Here is a 19,808-nt window from a genome sequence, read left to right as displayed (position 1 = left end):
AGTGAGAATCTATCTAATCAAGTCAAAGCTTCCCCTATAGGTTTCTTCAAAGCTTACCTCATTTAGACTACCTGCATAAAATACCACATAGGAGTATTTGCCTTCTGGGGCAATATCACCCTGATAGGTTCCGTCCCAACCTTCAGATAAATCTTCGGTAGAGAAAATAACTTGTCCCCATTTATTGTATATCTGCATATAGTATGACACTTGGCAGTCTGCTACTGGCTTAAAAGTTTCGTTTTCGCTATCTCCATTAGGGCTAAAGGCCGTAGGGAAGAATATCTTTGGAAATCGTTCTGTTACATCTACTTCTAACGAAGTTTCACAGCCATTGGCATCAACTATCCGTACCGAATAAGCACCTTGACTTAAATCTGAAGCATTGGCATCGTCAGTGGTAGGTTTATTGCTCCAATAGAACTGATAATCTGGTGTACCCCCCTTTGCATCTATAAAGGCTGTACCATCACTAGCTTGAGGACAAATAGGATCGTTGATCAATGATTCAAGGTCTGCCTCTAAAAGTGGGGGCTCATCAATAGTAAAATTGGCTACAGCCTGACAACCATTGGCATCTGTTACCGAAACTACATAATCTCCGGCTGGTAAACGAGAGTTCACATGGCTGGTAGATGATGTCTGAAAACCATTCGATTGCCAGTTAAAGGTATATTCACCATTCGGTAAAGGCGTTCCGCCTATTACCTGCAAATCGGCAACTCCATTTCTGTCTTGGAAGCAGCTTACTCCTTGCGGAACAACATTGGCTATCTGAAGCCTCTCTGGCTCACCAATTGTAACTGTAGTTGTTATCTGGCAGCCTAATTCATCAGTTATAGTTGCTGTGTAGTTACCCGTTCTTAAGTCGGAAATTTCTTTTCCTGTTTTACCATTATCCCATTCCACCTGATAATTACCTGGCTTACCACCAGTAATATCTAAACTAATAGTTCCGCTAGCACCTCCATTGCATAAAACATCTGAATTACTAACTATTGACTCAAGCGCAGGATAAACCCGTACGTTTAAGGTATCAGAATACCCTTCGCATTCGGCTATTAAGGGATTAGACTCCAAATACCATATTTTCCCGCTAACATTCTCTTCCCACTTTACAAAGACTTCAGTATCTCCTGTGCCCATTGTTTCAATAAAATCTCCACCTTCTACAAACCATTTGTAAACCGAGCCATTAGTAGGGGTAAGAAAATATCGTTGAGTTAGTCTTTCAGCATCACAAACCTCAGAGTTAAGTCCGTCTGTAGATACCGCTGCTTCGGTAAACGGAGCTATTGGCTCCAATCTTTTATTAATGGTAACAGGTAAAATTAGAGTATCTCCGAGACAGCCCAAACTATTACTCGGCAGCACTTTAATACTAGCGTCAGTTCTAGCAGCCCCCCAGTTTACCATAACAGATTCTCCAGAACTTGGACCGTCAAACTCTCCTCCTTCTATAAACCACTGGTAACTATTCCCTTCTCCGCCAGAAACTGTGTACTCTATCCCATCTACATCAGGACACACAGACAGCGGGCCAGTCACTTGCCCGACCTCAGTTTCTTGTACTTCAATAGTTTTAACTACTGTTTCGGAATTTCCACATGAACCTTGACCGTCTGATGCTGTCAGAATAACATTATAAAAACCGGGAGCTTCATAGGTATGGTTTACTACTTCTCCGTTATCAGTAGTACCGTCACCAAAATCCCATTCAAACGTATTATAAGGAGATACTTCACCTGGCTCTAAAGTGAAATTGAGAGAGAACTCAATATTAGCATCGAGACAGGCTTGTTGGTCAATTATGCTGATATATTCATCATCTCCTTCAATTTGAAGGTTTAAATTTTCTAAGGCAACTCCAGCCGAATAACCAAATGACTCAACATTTCCATATCCGTATACAAAAGCAATAACCCCTTCTGGGGCCTTTATGGTGTGATTCCCTTGGCTTATTTCAATTGAAGTATAGGCCGTATTACCAAATGTTGTAAACTCACTACCAACATTTACATTATCTAAAAATACTTCAGCTGTAGCTCCTGCCTCCGTTATCATTGTTAGGTAATAACGGTCAATCTGATCAACAGAAAATGCATTAAACGTAACCTCTCTTATTCTCTGCTCTAAGGGGCTTACAAGAATGAAAAAAGGATCTGAAGGCACCCCATCGCACTGTTGAGATCTACTAAATTGTGCGAAACTGATTGGCTTATTTGACTCAACGCTTCTAACACCATTCAGCGCCTTTATTTTGTATACCTCACCTCTATCTAAATTTATTGAACTATTACCAGAAATATTGACTACCGTGTTGTCTTCCGAAGCAATGATTTTGACATAGTCTCCCCCTAATCTAGTTTCGTAGGGAACATATAGAAAGCTTTTACCCCATGTAGAAATTGGGAACATTTGTTCTAAAAGGTGGTCTCTTGCATCACCACACCCTCCTACATTAGTAAAAACATTCCCACCAAAAACTGCAATATTTTTACAATCATCAGAGTTGGTACTCACCGACCTTACGTATGTTCCAGAAAGGTCTTCAGTTCGTAAAGCACTTTTGATTAAGTAAGTTTCACCAGCATTTAAAGTGACGGTGAATGGGTTATTTGGTAGCTTTCCAGAAGCTGTTCTCACTGAAGGTGTAATTTCAACTTCTGTGTCGTCTTGTACCGCTACAATCAACAACTCCGACTCACGAGCGTTATCCACAATATCAAAGTTTGGTTCGGCATGAGCGGTTACAAAGTACTCTTTACCTAAAGCTGTTGTGGGCAAAATAACTGCCGCATCAGCGCTGAATTGTCTTTTATTCAAGGCATATACAGAAATTGGTATATCTGAAGTTACCTTAAGTCCCATATCATAAACACCTTCATCTACAGGCATAAATTCATTAGCAGGTATGGAAACGAATCGAGCTGTACCAGCAGGAACAACAATTTCTCTTCTGAAATTACCTCTAGGCGCTGTTATTACTACATTTGCTTCTTGTCTAGATGAAAGATATATCTCTAATTCGACACTAGCCGGATTATCGTTCTCCATGAAGCCTAACCAAAACTCTCTTCCCTCAGTTGTTACCTGAGCCATAGTTGTGACAGACAACAGGCTTGTCAATAAAATTAGTTTTAGTCTCCTCAAAGTCTTTTTTGTGTAGTAGTGTTACAACGGTAACCTCAAATATGAATAATTATAAAACTTCATTAAACAGAAATAGAATATTTCTTATTCGACAATTTGAAGGTCAATAGGTTTATCACAATTCAGATAATCACATCCCTTAGCTTGCGTATTCTGGTATAATTGAATTGTTTTGAAGCAAAATTGAATTGATGGATATTAAAGCGAAGATTGAAAAGATATTTCCCACACACCAAGTAACAGGCACATTCAAAAAAAGAGAGTTTGTCGTAGAGTTTGCAGAAAACCCTCAATACCCTGAGTATGTGAAGTTTGAATGCATTCAAGATAAATGTGATATGTTAGATAATTTCTCTACTGGGCAAGAGGTTACCATCAGCTTCAACCTAAAAGGAAGAAAATGGACAGACCCGAAGAACGGAGAAGACAGATACTTCAACACCTTACAAGCATGGAGAATAAATGCTGAAAGCACTGCCGCACCTGCTCCTAATGGTGGTGGTAATACACCTCCTCCTCCCTCTGCCAATGATGAACCAGATTGGTTGAGCGAAGATTCTGACGACTTACCATTCTAATATGAAATATAATGTAGTGGTTATTGGTGGTGGTATTGTTGGCTTATCTACTGCCTATCAATTGCTTAAAAAGAAGCCAGGACTCAAACTGGCTCTGGTTGAAAAGGAGACCGTAATTTGTAAGCATCAGACTGGGAATAATAGTGGAGTAATACACTCAGGCCTATATTATAAACCAGGTAGCCTGAAGGCGAAGAATTGCATAAACGGTTACGATATGCTCCTGAACTTCTGCAAAGAAGAAGGAGTACCTTACGAACTTTGCGGTAAGGTTGTAGTAGCTACAGACGACTTCCAAAAACCACTACTTGAAAACCTATATAATAGAGGTTTAGAAAATGGACTCGATCAGATCTCTAAGCTTAGTATTGAAGAGCTGAAAGAGATTGAACCACATGTTAATGGCATTGCGGCCATTAAAGTGCCTTACACTGGAATAATTGACTATACGGCAGTTGCAGAAAAATATGCTGAGAAAATAAGAGCCTTTGGAGGTGAGATTTTTCTAGGTGAAAAGGTAAATGACATTAAAGAAATCAATAAGATTTCAGTCATTGAAACTAACAAACAAAATCTTGAGGCCGACTTAGTAATTAATTGTGGCGGACTTTATTCGGATAAACTTGCAAGGAAAACATCTGAAGATGTAGACCTCAAAATCATCCCATTTCGGGGAGAATACTTCAAGCTGAAACCTGAAAAAGAATATTTAGTAAAGCACCTGATTTACCCTGTTCCTGATCCTAACTTCCCGTTTCTCGGAGTACATTTTACGAGGATGATCAATGGAGGTATCGAAGCTGGCCCTAACGCAGTACTGGCATTCAGAAGAGAAGGTTATAAGAAATCGCAGATTCATTTGGGTGAACTTATGGAGTCTCTAATGTGGCCAGGATTCCAAAAAGTGGCTATGAAGTACTGGAGAACAGGGTTTGGAGAAATGTATCGATCATTCTCAAAGGCAGCCTTTACCAAAGCACTTCAAAAACTTATCCCCGAAATTCAGGAAAATGACTTGGTCGATGGTGGTGCTGGAGTAAGAGCTCAAGCCTGTGACAGGACCGGTGGTTTGCTCGATGATTTTGCCATCTTTGAGTCAGAACAAGCCATTAATGTTTGTAATGCACCGAGCCCTGCTGCTACTTCCTCACTATCTATAGGCAACACGGTAAGCGACTTGGCTTTAAAACGTATTTAATTCACAATTAACTAATGCTAGGTATTTCTGTTTATCTAGTGATAACCTTTATTTGCCGGCATGAGATTTAATCGATTATACCTTTCTGTTCTTTTACTCCTTCCACTAAGCCTTTTCGCTCAAGAGATCAATGTGGCTAGCTATAACATTCGTTTCAACAATCCTCATGACAATGAGAACTGGTGGGGCCATAGAAAAGAAGCCACAGTTGATCTATTAAAAGCCAATGATCTGATTTCATTCGGTGTTCAAGAAGCGGTTTTAAACCAGATGAAGTATCTGGATAGCAACTTGGAGAACTACAGCTATGTTGGTGTTGGCAGAGATGATGGAAAAACTGGTGGCGAATACAGCGCTATTTTCTACAGGAAAGATTTAAAGCTAATTACCAGTGGAACTTTCTGGCTATCTCCCACTCCCGACAAAGTTTCTAAAGGATGGGATGCTGCTCTACCAAGAGTTTGCACCTATGCTCAGTTTGAAATGGAAGACGGGAACAGGTTTTGGCATTTCAATACTCACTTCGATCATGTAGGTGTAGAAGCAAGAGCTGAGTCTGCTGAACTTATTGTTGATAAAATTAAAGAAATGACTGGAAAAAGAGATGCAGTTATTCTAACTGGTGATTTCAATGTTACTCCAGATACTGACCCATACGCTAACATTGTCAAATACATGGATGATGACTTGGAGAAATCTAAAGGTAAGCTTATCGGCCCAATCGGAACTTTCAGTGGATTCGATGTAAACTCGAAGTTGGAAAGAAGAATAGACTATATCTTTAGCAGAAACCTAGAAGTATTGAGCTATTCGCACCTAGACGATAAAAGAGATAATGGCCTTTGGGTCTCCGATCATTTACCAGTAGTAGCAACTTTCAGGTTGAAGGATTAATTAAGAAGAGAACCATTCGACTGATTTTTATACGCCCTTGGAGAAAGGCTATTCTGGCGCTTGAACATTCTATTAAAGTAAGAAAGACTGTTGAACCCACAAGCCATATACACTTCCTTCACTCTTACCTGAGGGTCTTTCAACATACTTTCTGCAAGCTTAATTCGCTCATTATTGATGAAGTTAACAGGAGAAATTCCCATTTCATTCTTGAATACTCTGTGAAAATGCGATGGGCTCATGCAGACCTTTTCGCTGAGGTCCTCAATGGTCAAAGGTTCATGCAAATTCTCTCTAATATAAGCTACAACAAAGGCCAGCCTATTGCTGCTACTCATACTAATGGCCTTCTCAGAATAGATCTTTCTGGTTTCAGTTTGTAGAATTCGAACGATCAATTCCTTTAAAGACATGTTTACAAACAAGTCTTTTGCAGGATGATTCTCTGTAAAAAGGAACATCAGCTTTTTGATGATCTGGTTAATCGCCACTTCATTGGTAAAGTGGAAATTGTAATCGGTAAAGCGCCATTCTGCATCATCGGCCTTTGGCATCACTTCATTCATTTCCTGAATTACCTTTCTAATCCTAACTTCATCAATGGTCATGGCAAGGCACTTGGTAGGGTTATTCATTTGCGCCTCAGGAAAATCAATACACATCACTTCTTGTGATGGCAAAATCAATGATTCGCCCGGCAGGAAATCGAATGCACTATAGTCTCTCAGGTGCATCACCTTCTTTCCCATTAACATACTTGCCAAAACTGGTTGATCGAATTGGAGCAAGACTCTATCAGCTTCTTGGTGAGTTTCGAAAACATGCATTTCTGCACTGTTAACCGTATAGGTGGTCTGATTTTCGACTAACGTCTGAAGTTTTCGGTCTTTATAAAATTTGTCTGACAGCTCCATAGCACCTCAATTCCTTTGACATCAAATTACTCAGCCAAAGTGAATTATCATCAAAATTTAGTGTCGCCTGACAGACAATGCAAGGATTGTTCATCTTTTTGGCAGAATCCATCAAGCAAACGATTTCAGCGGTACATAATTTTACAAAAAGCACTACTCTCAAAACATTAAAATGAATTTTAAACAAAACATAGATAATTATGAGTGAAGCAATAACAACAGCCGCTACTGCGGTTGAAAAACCGAAATTCAAAGATCAGTACGATAATTTCATTGGAGGTAAATGGGTAGCACCAACCAATGGAGAATACTTCGAGAGCATTTCTCCTGTAGATGGCAATGCCTTTACTAAGGTAGCAAGGTCTTCTGCAGAAGATGTAGAACTAGCGCTTGACGCTGCATGGGAAGCTGCTAAAACCTTCAACGTATCATCGGCTACAGAAAGAAGCAACATGCTGCTAAAAATAGCAGATAGAATTGAAGCGAATCTTGAGACTTTGGCCAGGGTTGAAACCTGGGATAATGGAAAAGCTATTAGAGAAACTAGAGCTGCCGATCTTCCTTTGGCAGTTGATCACTTCAGATACTTTGCTGGGGTAATTCGTGCCGAAGAAGGCTCAGCAAGTGAACTAGATGCTAATACGGTTTCTCTCAACATTCTGGAGCCGCTCGGTGTGGTTGGCCAAATTATTCCATGGAACTTCCCGCTATTAATGGCAACTTGGAAACTTGCTCCAGCTCTAGCTGCTGGCAATTGCGTGGTTATTAAACCTGCAGAGCAAACTCCTGTGGGCATAATGATTCTGATGGAAATGATTGAAGACATTCTTCCTCCAGGGGTTGTGAATGTAGTTAACGGTTTCGGAGTTGAAGCTGGAAAACCTTTAGCTTCTAGCCCAAGAGTTGAAAAAGTAGCCTTTACAGGAGAAACTACCACAGGTCAGTTGATCATGCAATATGCTGCCAAAAACATTAAGCCAGTTACACTGGAATTAGGTGGGAAATCGCCTAACGTATTCTTTGAAAGTGTAATGGATGCTGACGATGACTTCTTCGACAAGTGTTTGGAAGGTGCCGTAATGTTCGCCCTAAATCAAGGTGAAGTTTGTACTTGTCCTTCAAGAATTTTAGTTCAGGAGAGCATTTTCGATGCCTTTATAGAAAGAGTGGTAGAACGAACAAAGGCGATTAAGCTCGGCCACCCGCTCGACCCAAATACCATGATGGGAGCACAAGCTTCAAACGACCAGTATGAGAAGATTCTCAACTACATAAGTATTGGAAAAGAGGAAGGTTGTGAAGTGTTGGCTGGTGGAGCAGCAGCATACAACGAAGGCTTAGAGGGCGGATATTACATTCAGCCAACCATTCTGAAGGGCAACAATAAAATGAGAGTGTTCCAAGAAGAGATCTTCGGACCAGTAGTATGCGTTACCACTTTTAAAGATGAAGCAGAAGCACTCGAAATAGCCAATGATACACTTTATGGTTTAGGTGCAGGTTTATGGACTCGCGACATGCATCAGGCATATCAAATTGCCAGAGGCATTAAAGCAGGTAGAGTTTGGGTAAACTGTTATCATAATTACCCTGCTCATGCACCATTCGGAGGCTACAAAAAGTCTGGAATTGGTAGAGAGAACCACAAAATGATGCTTTCTCACTACAGACAGACTAAGAACATGCTAATATCTTACGATAAAAAAGCATTAGGATTCTTCTAATGACAGTCCAGAGAGTTTTAATAACCATGGAAGCCGCTGCTGTTGTCGACCAATTACGGCAACAGCATGGCTCTCTCATGTTTCATCAAAGCGGGGGTTGTTGCGATGGCTCATCTCCTATGTGTTTTCCAGAAGGCGATCTCTTTCTAGATGATTCAGATATACTTTTGGGTGAAGTTGCTGATTGTCCCTTCTACATGTCGAGGGATCAATTTGAATACTGGAAGCATACTCAACTTACAGTTGATGTCACCAAAGGCAGAGGTTCTAGTTTTTCGTTAGAAATTCCGATGGGCATCAGGTTTATCATCAAATCGAAGCTATTTTCAGAAGAAGAATTAAGAGAGCTAGAGCTAGTCTAAGATTCATTCAAAAACTCAAAAGCTCTTTTTTCACTGTAAGTATATTCAGAATTCCAAAGAGCAAAACCTACATGACCTCCCCTTTTGGGTGTTTCTAAGAAGATATTGCTATTGGTTTCAGCGAGCTCAAACGGATAGCACTTGCCCTTCAACAACGGGTCGTTCAATGCATTGATGATGAGTGTAGGTCTATCTATATTCTTCATAAAGGGATAAGGATTACAAAACTCATAAAAGGCCTTAGCACTCTCAAAGTCATTAAGTGGAGCGGAATAACGATTATCGAACTCTTCTAAGTTTCTGATATCATCAATCCCTTCAATATCGATCTCCGAAAACTGCTGAGCCTTAGCCTTTATCTTGACTATCAACTTTTTTAGGAAACGTTGCTCATAGAGCTTGTTCGACTTATCATAAAGGGTTTCTACACTATGCGGAAGATAGCAAGGCACAGAAATAGCCACGGCCTTCTTTACCTGCTTTGGTAAAGGGAATTCTTCTCCCTGTCCCATGAAGCGCAATGTCTGACCACCTCCCATACTTATTCCGGCCAAACAAACTTCATCGTAACCTTGAGTCTCTAAAGCATGATTTACCACCGTTCTGATATCGTAGCTAGCGGCATGGTGATAGAGCTTAATTGTCTTATTCATTTCACCATTGCAGGTTCGGTTATTCCATGCTGCAACATCCCAACCGTTGCTACTAAAAAGCTTCGCCAAAGCCGTGACATAGTGTCTGTCTGAGCCACCTTCTAATCCATGAGAAATTACCAATAACCTTCTATGGCCATTTCTAACCCAGTCTACATTTAGAAAATCATTATCTGGTGTGTCTATTTGTTCCCGGGTATAACTGACATCAACCTTACGCATTAAGCTAGGAATAATGGTTTCAGCGTGTTTATTGAAATAGTAAAAAGGAGGACCTTTGTATTTAGACTCTACAATTGGCATGCGGTATCAGCTATATTTGTTGCAAGCAAGACCTTAATTCATCAAATGCAAAACCATTTTTTGTTTATTCGCAGTTTCAGTTTATGATTCGATTTACCATCGGTTTTGCCCTCTTCATTTTGACCTTCTCACTCAAGGCTCAAACCATAATGGTGATTGACAAAACCACACAGAAACCTATTGAGCTAGTTACCATTCAAGAAAGAGGAACAGACAAGGGTGCAGTCACTGATAAAGCCGGGAGAGCTAAACTGAAGGGTTTTTCCACCGAAGGTGAACTCATTTTCAGACACCCATCTTACAGAGCAACGCTCATCAAATACAAAGAGCTTGTCAGAATGGGCTTTAGGGTTGAACTCAAGGAAGATATTACCGAGATGGATGGCGTTGTCGTTTCTGCCAATCGCTGGGAACAATATCAAGAGGAAATACCACAGCAAATTGTTGAGTTCGAAAAAGAAGACATTGCGCTTGCCGAACCCGCTACCACCGCAGATATGTTAAGCTCTAACAGTCAGGTTTTCGTCCAGAAAAGTCAACTGGGTGGTGGCAGTCCGATGATCAGAGGCTTTGCGGCTAACGGTTTGCTCATTGTGATTGATGGCGTTCGAATGAACAATGCTGTATACAGGAGTGGAAATCTTCAAAATATAATCAGCTTAGACCCTGCTAGTATTGAAAAGGCAGAAGTAGTTTTTGGGCCAAGCTCAGTAGTTTATGGTAGCGATGCTTTGGGCGGAGTGATGGATTTCCACACCAAAGAGCCCTCTTTTTCCGACTCCGAATACCTTGGTATTTCATCAGGAGGGTTTGGTCGATATTCTTCAGCCAGCGGTGCCATTTCGGGCAACTATAACATTGAATTTAGCTTGCCCAACTTTTCAAGCTTTTCGAGTGTGAGTTATCGCAAGTTTAGCGATTTAAGAACTGGCTCAAGAAGAACCGATGAATTTCCCGACTTCGGTAAAAGGCTGGAATACATTGAACGGCAGGGCAATACTGACATTATTGTTCAAAACGACAAGCCAAATATTCAGCGACCTTCTGGTTACGACCAATATAATGTCTTGCAAAAATTCAAGTGGAGACTCGGTTCATTTATGGACTTCTCTTATTCCTTTCATTATTCCGGTTCGTCTGACATTCACAGATACGACCGACTGATTGAAAAAGAAAACAACGTTCTGAAAAATGCAGAATGGTACTACGGACCGCAACTGTGGCAAATGCATGCCTTTCAAAGCAACTTCACCTATCCAAACACATTTTTCGACAGACTAAGGCTGACAACAGCCATTCAGTTTGTAGAAGAAAGCCGACACGATAGAAGGTTTCAATCTGAAATTCTAAGAAACAGAAAGGAAAAGGTGAATATCCTATCGCTAAATGTTGATGCCTACAAGTCGCTAGGATTCAGTAACGAGCTGTACTATGGCTTAGAAATGGCTACCAATAAGGTGGAGTTTTCTGCCTTCACCGAAAACATTATGACCAAAGAAATTGGAGCATTAAGCACCCGATATCCTGATGGAGGCTCGGACTACAGTTCTGCAGCAGCTTATCTAAGCATAAAAAACAACCTTAGCAGCCGTTTAATCCTAAACTCAGGTGTAAGGTATACCTTCACAAAACTTAAATCGAAGTTTGAAGATGATACCTTATATAACTTCCCTTACAATGAAATTAAACTGAGCAATGGTGCCCTAACGGGAAACCTAGGCTTGGTATTTAATCCAGGCAACGGATGGAAATTCAACACATTGGTTTCATCTGGTTTTAGAGCACCCAATGTAGATGATGTTGCCAAGGTATTCGATTCCGAACCAGGTGCTGTAGTTGTTCCTAATACTGAAGCAAAGCCGGAATACAGCTACAATGTGGAATATGGAATCAGTAGAAGTATCAAAGATAAATTCAGCTTTAACTTTGTAAACTACTTCTCATTCTTAAGAGATGCTTTAGTTCGAAGGCCGTTCACTTTCAATGGTCAAAGTCAGATTGAATATGATGATGTTTTAAGTAATGTTTTTGCTGAACAAAATGTTGGTGAGGCTTACATCTGGGGAGTTAGTTTGTACGGTAATTGGAATATCCAGAAAGGTTTATCTATGAATGCATCAATCACCTATACTAAAGGTGAAGACAAAATCAATAATGAGCCACTCAGGCATGTTCCTCCCATATTTGGAGAGGCAGGTATGAGTATGACCCAAGGAAAACTCACTTCATCTTTTCTTATCAAGTTTAATGGTGGAATAGCTTTCAATGATTTAGCACCTTCGGAACAGGCCAAACCACACCTTTATACTGCAGATGGGGTACTTCCGTGGTATACCATTAACATCTACAACTCCTATAAACTGAGTGACTATTACAGCATCAATTTTAACTTAGAAAACATACTAGACACTCACTATAGACCTTACTCCTCTGGCATCAGCGCACCAGGATTAAATGCGGTAATCTCCTTTAGGGCTAGTTTTTAAAAGTATGCTTAAGCACAACTCTTTTTTATCTCGACTTTACGGAGAGATCAGCCAAAAGAGTTCATTGAGCAGATCTCTTGGCTTCGCTCAGGATGAAAATGTAATAAAAATTTATCCTCTCAATTTTATCATACTCCTTTCCGTCTAATCTGCAATACTGACGGAAAGCCAATGCCTGTCCCGCTATGGACACTTCATCATTACTCCGAAAACAACCTTAAGCCTTACTATACCTTTAGGTACAACGCATATTATCTCTTGCACCTAAAGGCATACCTCTAAACGCCTTGACTATTCTACCATATCTAGCACGAATAAATCCTCCTTTTAAAAAGGAGATGCCCACCCCGAGACTTCGGAGGGCAAAGGATTTTAGTGAAGATGAAATATGTTTGGTTCAAATTCTCCTAGCCCCATTTTCAACAAAGGGCGAATGGACTCTGCTAGGTTGAAGGGCCGTACATTTAAGGTATTTCTATTGAATGGGAGTTAGATGCCTTTTTCTAGGAAATCACTTTCGAAAAAGGGGGAATGGTCGTGCTAGTGTCTTAGATTTTGCTCCTAGCGTAACTAGCTATTGCAAAGAAACCATTCTGATTATATCGTAACACTTTATTAATCTTTGGTTTACTTTTTAGATAAACTCCACCTGTACATTAGTGCTTAATTCATATCTCTTCATATTTATTGGGTGTTCGTAAAAAAGGTCTGTCGATACAGGCTTTTTTTCGTTTATCACATGCCTATTCCATCCACTCTTAATAACTTGCGACCCGAAAAAATTTTAATAGTCGATGCACGTTGCGATAGCTGGAAATATTGGGTCTGGAAAAACGACATTAGCCAAAATGTTGGGCAAAACTTATGGTTGGAATGTTCAGTTAGAATCGGTTGATGACAACCCATACCTGAAAGACTTCTATGAAGACATGACCCGTTGGTCTTTCCACCTACAAGTATACTTTCTGAATAGCAGGTTCAACCAAGTAGCTAAAATTAGAGAGGCCGAAAAAGGAACCATTCAAGACAGAACTATTTATGAAGACTGTCACATTTTCGCAGCTAACCTTTTCAAGTCGAACTTTATCTCTGAAAGAGACTACAACAACTATTTAGAGCTCTTCAATTCTATGGTAAGGCACGTACAACCACCTGACCTGCTCATCTACCTAAGGGCTGGAATTCCGAAATTAGTTGCCAATATTCAAAAGCGTGGCAGAGACTATGAAGAGCTAATCAGAATTGAATACCTCAAAAACCTTAATTCGCATTACGAAGACTGGATTGGCACTTACGATCTTGGAAAATTATTAGTGATTGATGTCAACGAACTCGACTTTGTGAATAATGTAGAAGACAAGGCCTACATTCTAGAAAAAGTAGACTTAGAGATTAACGGTCTTTTTGCTTGAACCAAATAGATAAAAAGGTTGATGTGTTTGGTGAAGCGTCTATTATAAAAGACACTAAACAACTGAAAATCAGAGCAAACGAATTGATCTTGTAGAAAAAACCAATTGCGAATTTCTTATTTGAGTTGTTATAGATAATTCCGTAATTTGAGTAGGCTAAAAAAGACTCTACTTTTTTATTACACTAACCAAGTCCTGCAATTGCAGGACATTTTTTTTCCCACATTTGGAAGAGGTATTAAGCCACTGATTGCGGCCAAGTTCAGGCTTAAAATTCCAAATCGCCTTCTTTAATTACCTCCCAGGTATGGTCGGCTAAAAGCTTAACCGTGGCCACGAAGGTAAACGGACAGCTCTTGCCCCACTCTTCTGGAGCAACTAATGAAAGCGTATCTGTACCATCGTTTTTTTGATAAAGGTGGTACACTCGACTAATAATAGGGTCGAAGCTCATTTTAGCCTGATAGATTCGCTCAGAAACAGACACTCTATTCTGAATAGTTTTAGCCTGTTCGGCCAAGAACTGCATCTGCTCATAAATCTGCTTCATGTCCATTTCCGTCTGATCATACATGGCAGAAATAGCTCTCCCTTTGATTTTGCCTTTGTCTTCAGGCTTAATCATAGCACCTCCAACCGTATGAGGAAAAGGAATGATACCGGGGTTTTCAGTGGTCATCTCCCCCATTCTTTCTAGATCGATTTTATCTACATCAACCTTTTTTCCTGATTCTTTCTTACTCACTGATTCGGTAATTTATCTTGCTCATTATCCACTTTAACACTGTCAGACTCTTCTTCCGTTGGCGCGATTGACTCTTTCAAAAGCTTTTTAGAACCGGGAAAAGAAGTTCTTCTGGAAATATCGTAGCCTACAACCAAAGTGGCTAACACAAAAAGTATGGCAACGATAACGAATAATTTTTTCGACTTTTTCATGTGCTGAAAACAGAACCTAAAGGAATAGACAAAGTTTAATAATTCAGTGCTAAATTCGGCATCTCAGTGAAAAAAGCCTCAGAATCCTTTCGTAAAATCATTCATGTAGACATGGATGCCTTCTTTGCCTCAGTTGAGCAAAGAGATAACCCTGAGTTGAAAGGCAAACCCGTTGCTGTTGGCGGAAGCCGAGAAAGAGGTGTGGTAGCTGCTGCAAGTTATGAGGCCAGGAAGTATGGCGTCCGTTCGGCCATGCCTTCATCAACAGCCTACAGAAAGTGTCCTCAGATTATTTTCGTGAAGCCCCGTTTTGAGCGATACAAAGAAGTTTCGAGTCAGATCAGAGGCATTTTTGCCGAATACACCGACCTGATTGAGCCACTCTCTCTAGACGAGGCTTTTCTAGATGTAACCCACAACAAGAAAGGCATTGAGTCGGCCACCCTCATTGCTAAAGACATTAAAAAGCGCATTAAAGAAACTACTGGTCTTACGGCTTCGGCTGGAATTTCCATCAATAAATTCATTGCAAAAATTGCCAGCGACTACAACAAACCCGATGGCATTACCCTAGTGGGACCAGAGAAAGTGGAACTATTTCTGGAAAAGCTAGCTATTGAAAAGTTCTTTGGAGTAGGAAAAGTGACTGCTGAAAAGATGAAACGGCTCGGCATTGTAGATGGAAAAACACTAAAGGAATGGACCAAAGAAGGACTCACTTCGGCCTTTGGCAAAAGCGGTGGGTTCTACTATGAAATTGTAAGAGGCAATGATAACCGGCCCGTAAACCCCAACCGAATCAGAAAATCTCTGGGAGCAGAAAACACCTTTTCAGAAGACTTTCACGATTTGGCCGATATGAAAATGGCGCTCGACCCTATAGCCAGAACTGTTTACAAAAGACTAGAGGCCGCAAATAAATGGGGAAAAACCCTTACAGTAAAGGTCAAATTCAGCGATTTTACGCAGATTACCCGCAGCCAAACGCATGACCACGTAATAGATAGTCTGGATGAAATTCTCGAAATCACCTTTCAAATTATGGATCAGATAGACTGGGACAACTTTACCGAAGGCGTTCGTTTACTTGGCATTACATTGAGCAATTTTGAAGGGGAGCAAAACGAATCGCCCAAATTAGGCCAGCAGCTGACTCTAGAGTTTTAATTTCTTGCTTGATTTGACATTAAATTGACTTAGTTTCGTTCCTCAATCACACTAGCATATGTCAAAAGTAGTAATCAACAGCCACAAAGAGTTTGAAGCCTATATCGGTGAAGAATTAGGCGTTTCTGATTATTTAAAGATAGAACAGGAAAGAGTAAATGCCTTTGCCGAAGCTACCATAGACCATCAGTGGATTCACATTGATGAGGAGAAAGCAAAAAGTGAAGGTGCCTTTGGTGGAACCATTGCTCACGGATACCTCACGGTTTCTCTCCTTCCCTACTTATGGGAGCAAATTGCCGAGATCAACAACATCAAAATGATGATTAACTATGGCATTGAGAAGCTCAAGTTTAACCAACCTGTTTTAGTAGGTTCTGAAGTACGCTTAAGAGTAAAACTCAGCAGCTTGGCCGACTTAAGAGGTATTACCAAATGCCAGCTCAATGTAAAGCTAGAGATCAAAGACAACCCAAAACCAGCCTTTACTGGAGAGTTTATCTTCTTGTATCATTTTAATAGCTAATCTATCGGTCATTGCCGCGTACGCGGGAATCTTCCTCTCAGTTATAACTTACCCCATCGGTAGATATACAGCCTGTGGTTTAAACCGTGGACTGTTTTGTTTTATCTCCCCATGATCTTAGGTCTCTAGATACCACTTATACGAACAGAAAAGTCTTAGTGAGATACTAAGACTAGTATACAAAACACTAGGCACACGGCACTAAGCACCAAAAAACCTACTTCTTCCTCACATAAATAGTCTTATCCAGTTCACAGACCACATCTCCCTCTTCATCGGTGATTTCTAAAGGGAGAATGATTTCCGTTTTCCCATGAGCATCAGCCTCTGCTCTAAGCTGCTCAACAATCGTATCATTAATCTCAAAAACGCAGCTTACTTTGCCTTTCCCGGGTTTCTTAAAGCGAATGGTTGAGGCCTTATCCCAAACAATATATCCCTTTCCTATATTCTGTAAAATCAATAACATATAGAAAGCATCGGACATAGACATGAGCGAACCTCCAAAGTGAACTCCCACCAAATTTCTATTCCACCACCTGAGTTTCATGGTCACCACAGCCTTCTTAAAGTCGGGAGAAATGTGATTTACTCGAATACCCGCACCCAAAAATGGCGGATAAAGGTTCATCAATCTGATTTTAGTACGATCGGATAGCCTAAACATAAGATGGGTTGGTTACTTTTGCCCTAAATAAAACAAATAACGAATGACAGCAGAAATACATACTGAAAAAGGTCTGATGAAAGTGGAGTTTTATGAGAAAGATGCTCCAAACACAGTGAAAAACTTTGTTGACCTTTCTAAAAAAGGATTCTACGATGGCCTAACATTCCACAGGGTCATTCCTAATTTCGTAGTGCAAGCAGGTTGCCCTAATGGCATCGGTAACGGTGGCCCAGGTTACTCTATCGACTGTGAATTAGACGGAGACAACCAATACCACGATAGAGGTGTACTTTCTATGGCTCATGCCGGAAGAAACACAGGTGGTTCTCAGTTCTTCATTTGCCACAGCCGTGAAAACACTGCTCACTTAGACAGAAACCATACTTGCTTCGGTAAAGTAGTTGAAGGTGTTGATGTAGTTGACGATATCCGTCAAGGCGATAAAATCGAGAAGATTGTTGTAATCGAAGATTAATCATTTGATAATGATCATTGGTCAATAGACTTTTGCTATTGACCAATGACCATTGTCTATTTACCATTCAGTTGATTGAGTACCCAGTGTTTCCCCCACTCTGACATCTCCTGCTCTGACCATAGATCTGGAAAGAAAATCACCTTCTGGAATCTGGGCGGAAGATACTTTTGCCAGTTAGTACCTCCTGTTGCCGCAATATCTACAGGGTCTTTCTGCAAATATCTAACAGCCGATCTGTAATGGGCCAACGGCCAGTCTACATTGGCCAATAAGTCAAACTTTTTTAACTGCTCCACTACCAGTTCTTCACCCTCAACTCCCTTATAATGCTTTAAATACAGCTGATTAAAATTGGTGGTTCGAGTATCTTCGGCTAGCTGTAAAAATTCTCTTGAGTATTTTTCTTCAAACTGTTCTAAAGTCAAAGTCTTTTTACCAGACTTTAACTCTGTAGCACCAGTTTTCCAGTAAATGGCTTCGTACAACTGGTCTAGAGAAGAATAATCATCAAAGCTCTCTCGCTTGTCTAAGTTTACTAGATTAATCAAATCTGTAGAGCCAATTTCTATCATTCTATATTGTCCCGACTGAAAGCCTGAAGAAGGCAACAAAGACATTCTAAATTGAAGGAATTGCTCTTTCTCCATACCATCTGTCATCATTACAAATGAATGACACAGATGCTCAAAGTAGTTGTTGATTCGCTTAAGCCGCGCTACAAAAAACTCAACATCTGGATGATTATGCTCGTGAATCTGGCGCATTTCCCACAGGCAAAGCTTAAAATAGAGCTCTGTAATCTGGTGGTAGCAAATAAAGACCATCTCATCGGGAAAGCTCGTTTTTGGTTGCTGAAGCCCCATTAAAGAGTCTAGATTAATATAATCCCAGTATTTGAGGTAATCGGCATGCAACAAACCGTCCAAGTAAGAAGTCATATCTTGGCCCATGGCTTCGTACTTTTCAGAAAGCTTCTTAATTCTATCTAGTATCTTTTGGTCGATATCTGATTCACTCATACGTTTGCATAGGTTAAAAAGTGGGTGCAAATTTGACCACAAATCATACAGAAACCAAATTACCTATGGACTCAAATAAAGCTTCTAAAATTCAAAAATCTTCTAAATCCGATCTGTTTGAACATCCTGATTTCTATATGATGGATGATATGCTGACCGAAGAACACAAGATGGTACGTTCTGCGGTGAGAGATTTCGTGAAGAGAGAAATATCCCCTTACATAGAAAGCTGGGCAGAAAATGCCTACTTCCCTTATGAAATAGTAAAGAAGTTTGGTGAAATAGGTGCATTCGGTCCTCAGCTACCTGAAAAGTATGGTTGTGGTGGTATGGACTACATTGCCTATGGTTTAATTATGCAAGAAATTGAGCGTGGAGATTCTGGCATGCGCTCAACCGCTTCTGTGCAAGGCTCGCTGGTAATGTACCCTATTTATAAATTCGGTTCTGAAGAGCAACGCCAAAAATACTTGCCAAAATTAGCCTCTGGCGAAATGTTAGGTTGTTTTGGGCTTACGGAGCCAGATCACGGCTCTAACCCTTCTGGCATGACTACCAACTTCAAAGACATGGGCGACCACTATCTATTGAACGGTGCCAAAATGTGGATTTCTAATTCTCCTCATGCAGATATTGCAGTAGTTTGGGCTAAAAATGAAGAAGGCAGAATACATGGCCTTATAGTAGAAAGAGGCATGGAAGGCTTCTCAACTCCAGAAACTCATGGCAAATGGTCATTAAGAGCGAGTGCAACGGGTGAATTGGTTTTCGATAATGTAAAAGTACCAAAGGAAAATCTACTTCCTGGAAAAAGTGGTTTGGGCGCACCAATGATGTGTCTCGATTCTGCTCGCTATGGTATTGCATGGGGAGCCATTGGTGCTGCTATGGACTGCTACGAATCTGCCAAAAGATATACATTAGAAAGAGAGCAATTTGGTAAGCCAATCGCCTCATTCCAGCTACAACAGAAAAAGTTGGCCGAAATGCTTACCGAAATCACTAAGGCTCAGTTGCTAAACTTCAGATTGGGAGAACTTTTTAATGAAGGTAAAGCGACAACTGCTCAAATCTCCATGGCCAAACGCAATGCGGTAGAAACCGCTTTGAATATTGCTAGAGAAGCCAGACAAATGCATGGTGGAATGGGAATTACAGGCGAATACCCGATGATGCGCCATATGGCCAACCTAGAATCTGTGGTAACCTACGAAGGAACTCACGACATTCACCTACTTATTCTGGGTGCTGAAATCACTGGAATTCCTGCTTTTAAGTAAGTAAAAAAATACGGATAGATAATTCTTTTAGAGGCTGTCTCGAAAGATAACT

General features: G+C 40.5%; 18 protein-coding genes. 11 read left to right on the top strand and 7 right to left on the bottom strand.

Annotation, left to right across the window (positions count from 1 at the left end; all coding sequences use genetic code 11):
- Window positions 1-9 precede the first annotated feature (9 nt).
- Complete coding sequence (locus tag AWW68_RS13010; RefSeq protein ID WP_068221726.1) at window positions 10-3,102, bottom strand: PKD domain-containing protein; 3,093 nt, start codon at window positions 3,100-3,102, stop codon at window positions 10-12.
- A gap of 242 nt (window positions 3,103-3,344) precedes the next feature.
- Here AWW68_RS13010 and AWW68_RS13005 point away from each other — a divergent pair, with 242 nt between their 5' ends.
- The 3 genes from AWW68_RS13005 to AWW68_RS12995 are packed head-to-tail and all read left to right on the top strand — an operon-like array spanning window position 3,345 to window position 5,823.
- Window positions 3,345-3,731 (top strand): DUF3127 domain-containing protein, encoded by a 387-nt coding sequence (locus tag AWW68_RS13005; RefSeq protein ID WP_068221724.1) that lies wholly within the window; start codon window positions 3,345-3,347, stop codon window positions 3,729-3,731.
- A 1-nt stretch (window position 3,732) separates the two neighbouring features.
- Window positions 3,733-4,929, top strand: a complete 1,197-nt coding sequence (lhgO, locus tag AWW68_RS13000; protein WP_068221722.1) for an L-2-hydroxyglutarate oxidase — start codon at window positions 3,733-3,735, stop codon at window positions 4,927-4,929.
- A 60-nt stretch (window positions 4,930-4,989) separates the two neighbouring features.
- Window positions 4,990-5,823 (top strand): endonuclease/exonuclease/phosphatase family protein, encoded by an 834-nt coding sequence (locus AWW68_RS12995; protein ID WP_068221720.1) that lies wholly within the window; start codon window positions 4,990-4,992, stop codon window positions 5,821-5,823.
- On the opposite strand, the gene AWW68_RS12990 is transcribed toward AWW68_RS12995, so the two are convergent.
- The gene (locus AWW68_RS12990) at window positions 5,820-6,737 is read right to left on the bottom strand and encodes an AraC family transcriptional regulator (RefSeq protein WP_068221718.1); all 918 of its coding nucleotides are present in this window, start codon (window positions 6,735-6,737) and stop codon (window positions 5,820-5,822) included. The two genes, AWW68_RS12995 and AWW68_RS12990, sit on opposite strands and share 4 nt — an antisense overlap.
- 200 nt (window positions 6,738-6,937) lie before the next feature.
- Between AWW68_RS12990 and AWW68_RS12985 the strand changes: the two genes are divergently transcribed.
- Window positions 6,938-8,461, top strand: coding sequence for an aldehyde dehydrogenase family protein (locus tag AWW68_RS12985; protein ID WP_068221716.1), 1,524 nt, complete (start codon window positions 6,938-6,940; stop codon window positions 8,459-8,461).
- Window positions 8,461-8,823: a DUF779 domain-containing protein gene (locus tag AWW68_RS12980; RefSeq protein WP_068221714.1), complete on the top strand. Its 363-nt coding sequence runs from the start codon at window positions 8,461-8,463 to the stop codon at window positions 8,821-8,823. The genes AWW68_RS12985 and AWW68_RS12980 overlap by 1 nt, the downstream gene beginning before the upstream one ends.
- On the opposite strand, the gene AWW68_RS12975 is transcribed toward AWW68_RS12980, so the two are convergent.
- On the bottom strand, window positions 8,820-9,779 hold the full coding sequence (locus tag AWW68_RS12975; RefSeq protein WP_068221712.1) for a YheT family hydrolase: 960 nt from the start codon (window positions 9,777-9,779) through the stop codon (window positions 8,820-8,822). The two genes, AWW68_RS12980 and AWW68_RS12975, sit on opposite strands and share 4 nt — an antisense overlap.
- Before the next feature lie 83 nt (window positions 9,780-9,862).
- Here AWW68_RS12975 and AWW68_RS12970 point away from each other — a divergent pair, with 83 nt between their 5' ends.
- Both AWW68_RS12970 and AWW68_RS12965 read left to right on the top strand, forming a co-directional pair.
- Window positions 9,863-12,265, top strand: a complete 2,403-nt coding sequence (locus AWW68_RS12970) for a TonB-dependent receptor (RefSeq protein WP_068221710.1) — start codon at window positions 9,863-9,865, stop codon at window positions 12,263-12,265.
- 794 nt (window positions 12,266-13,059) lie between these two features.
- Window positions 13,060-13,677, top strand: a complete 618-nt coding sequence (locus AWW68_RS12965) for a deoxynucleoside kinase (protein WP_068221708.1) — start codon at window positions 13,060-13,062, stop codon at window positions 13,675-13,677.
- 268 nt (window positions 13,678-13,945) lie between these two features.
- Here AWW68_RS12965 and AWW68_RS12960 read toward each other — a convergent pair whose 3' ends face one another.
- Window positions 13,946-14,422: a DUF2452 domain-containing protein gene (locus tag AWW68_RS12960; RefSeq protein ID WP_245660237.1), complete on the bottom strand. Its 477-nt coding sequence runs from the start codon at window positions 14,420-14,422 to the stop codon at window positions 13,946-13,948.
- Window positions 14,419-14,616: a hypothetical protein gene (locus AWW68_RS12955; RefSeq protein ID WP_068221706.1), complete on the bottom strand. Its 198-nt coding sequence runs from the start codon at window positions 14,614-14,616 to the stop codon at window positions 14,419-14,421. The genes AWW68_RS12960 and AWW68_RS12955 overlap by 4 nt, the downstream gene beginning before the upstream one ends.
- 66 nt (window positions 14,617-14,682) lie before the next feature.
- Here AWW68_RS12955 and dinB point away from each other — a divergent pair, with 66 nt between their 5' ends.
- Complete coding sequence (dinB, locus tag AWW68_RS12950) at window positions 14,683-15,783, top strand: DNA polymerase IV (RefSeq protein WP_262501405.1); 1,101 nt, start codon at window positions 14,683-14,685, stop codon at window positions 15,781-15,783.
- Window positions 15,784-15,841: 58 nt separating this feature from the next.
- Window positions 15,842-16,309 carry a MaoC family dehydratase gene (locus AWW68_RS12945; protein WP_068221701.1) on the top strand — a complete coding sequence of 156 codons (468 nt, stop codon included), beginning with the start codon at window positions 15,842-15,844 and terminating at the stop codon, window positions 16,307-16,309.
- A gap of 217 nt (window positions 16,310-16,526) precedes the next feature.
- On the opposite strand, the gene AWW68_RS12940 is transcribed toward AWW68_RS12945, so the two are convergent.
- Window positions 16,527-16,940, bottom strand: coding sequence for a DUF4442 domain-containing protein (locus AWW68_RS12940; protein WP_068221699.1), 414 nt, complete (start codon window positions 16,938-16,940; stop codon window positions 16,527-16,529).
- 79 nt (window positions 16,941-17,019) lie between these two features.
- On the opposite strand from AWW68_RS12940, the gene AWW68_RS12935 reads away from it, so the two are divergent.
- Window positions 17,020-17,454 (top strand): peptidylprolyl isomerase, encoded by a 435-nt coding sequence (locus AWW68_RS12935; RefSeq protein ID WP_068221696.1) that lies wholly within the window; start codon window positions 17,020-17,022, stop codon window positions 17,452-17,454.
- Between the two features lie 56 nt (window positions 17,455-17,510).
- Here the strand turns inward: AWW68_RS12935 and AWW68_RS12930 are convergent, their stop codons facing one another.
- Window positions 17,511-18,476, bottom strand: a complete 966-nt coding sequence (locus AWW68_RS12930) for a tryptophan 2,3-dioxygenase family protein (RefSeq protein WP_068221694.1) — start codon at window positions 18,474-18,476, stop codon at window positions 17,511-17,513.
- 65 nt (window positions 18,477-18,541) lie between these two features.
- Here AWW68_RS12930 and AWW68_RS12925 point away from each other — a divergent pair, with 65 nt between their 5' ends.
- Window positions 18,542-19,756, top strand: coding sequence for an acyl-CoA dehydrogenase family protein (locus AWW68_RS12925; RefSeq protein ID WP_068221693.1), 1,215 nt, complete (start codon window positions 18,542-18,544; stop codon window positions 19,754-19,756).
- Window positions 19,757-19,808 lie beyond the last annotated feature (52 nt).

The sequence above is a fragment of the Roseivirga spongicola genome, from assembly GCF_001592965.1.
GTDB lineage: Bacteria > Bacteroidota > Bacteroidia > Cytophagales > Cyclobacteriaceae > Roseivirga > Roseivirga spongicola.
This window is presented reverse-complemented; position numbering and strand designations above follow the sequence as displayed.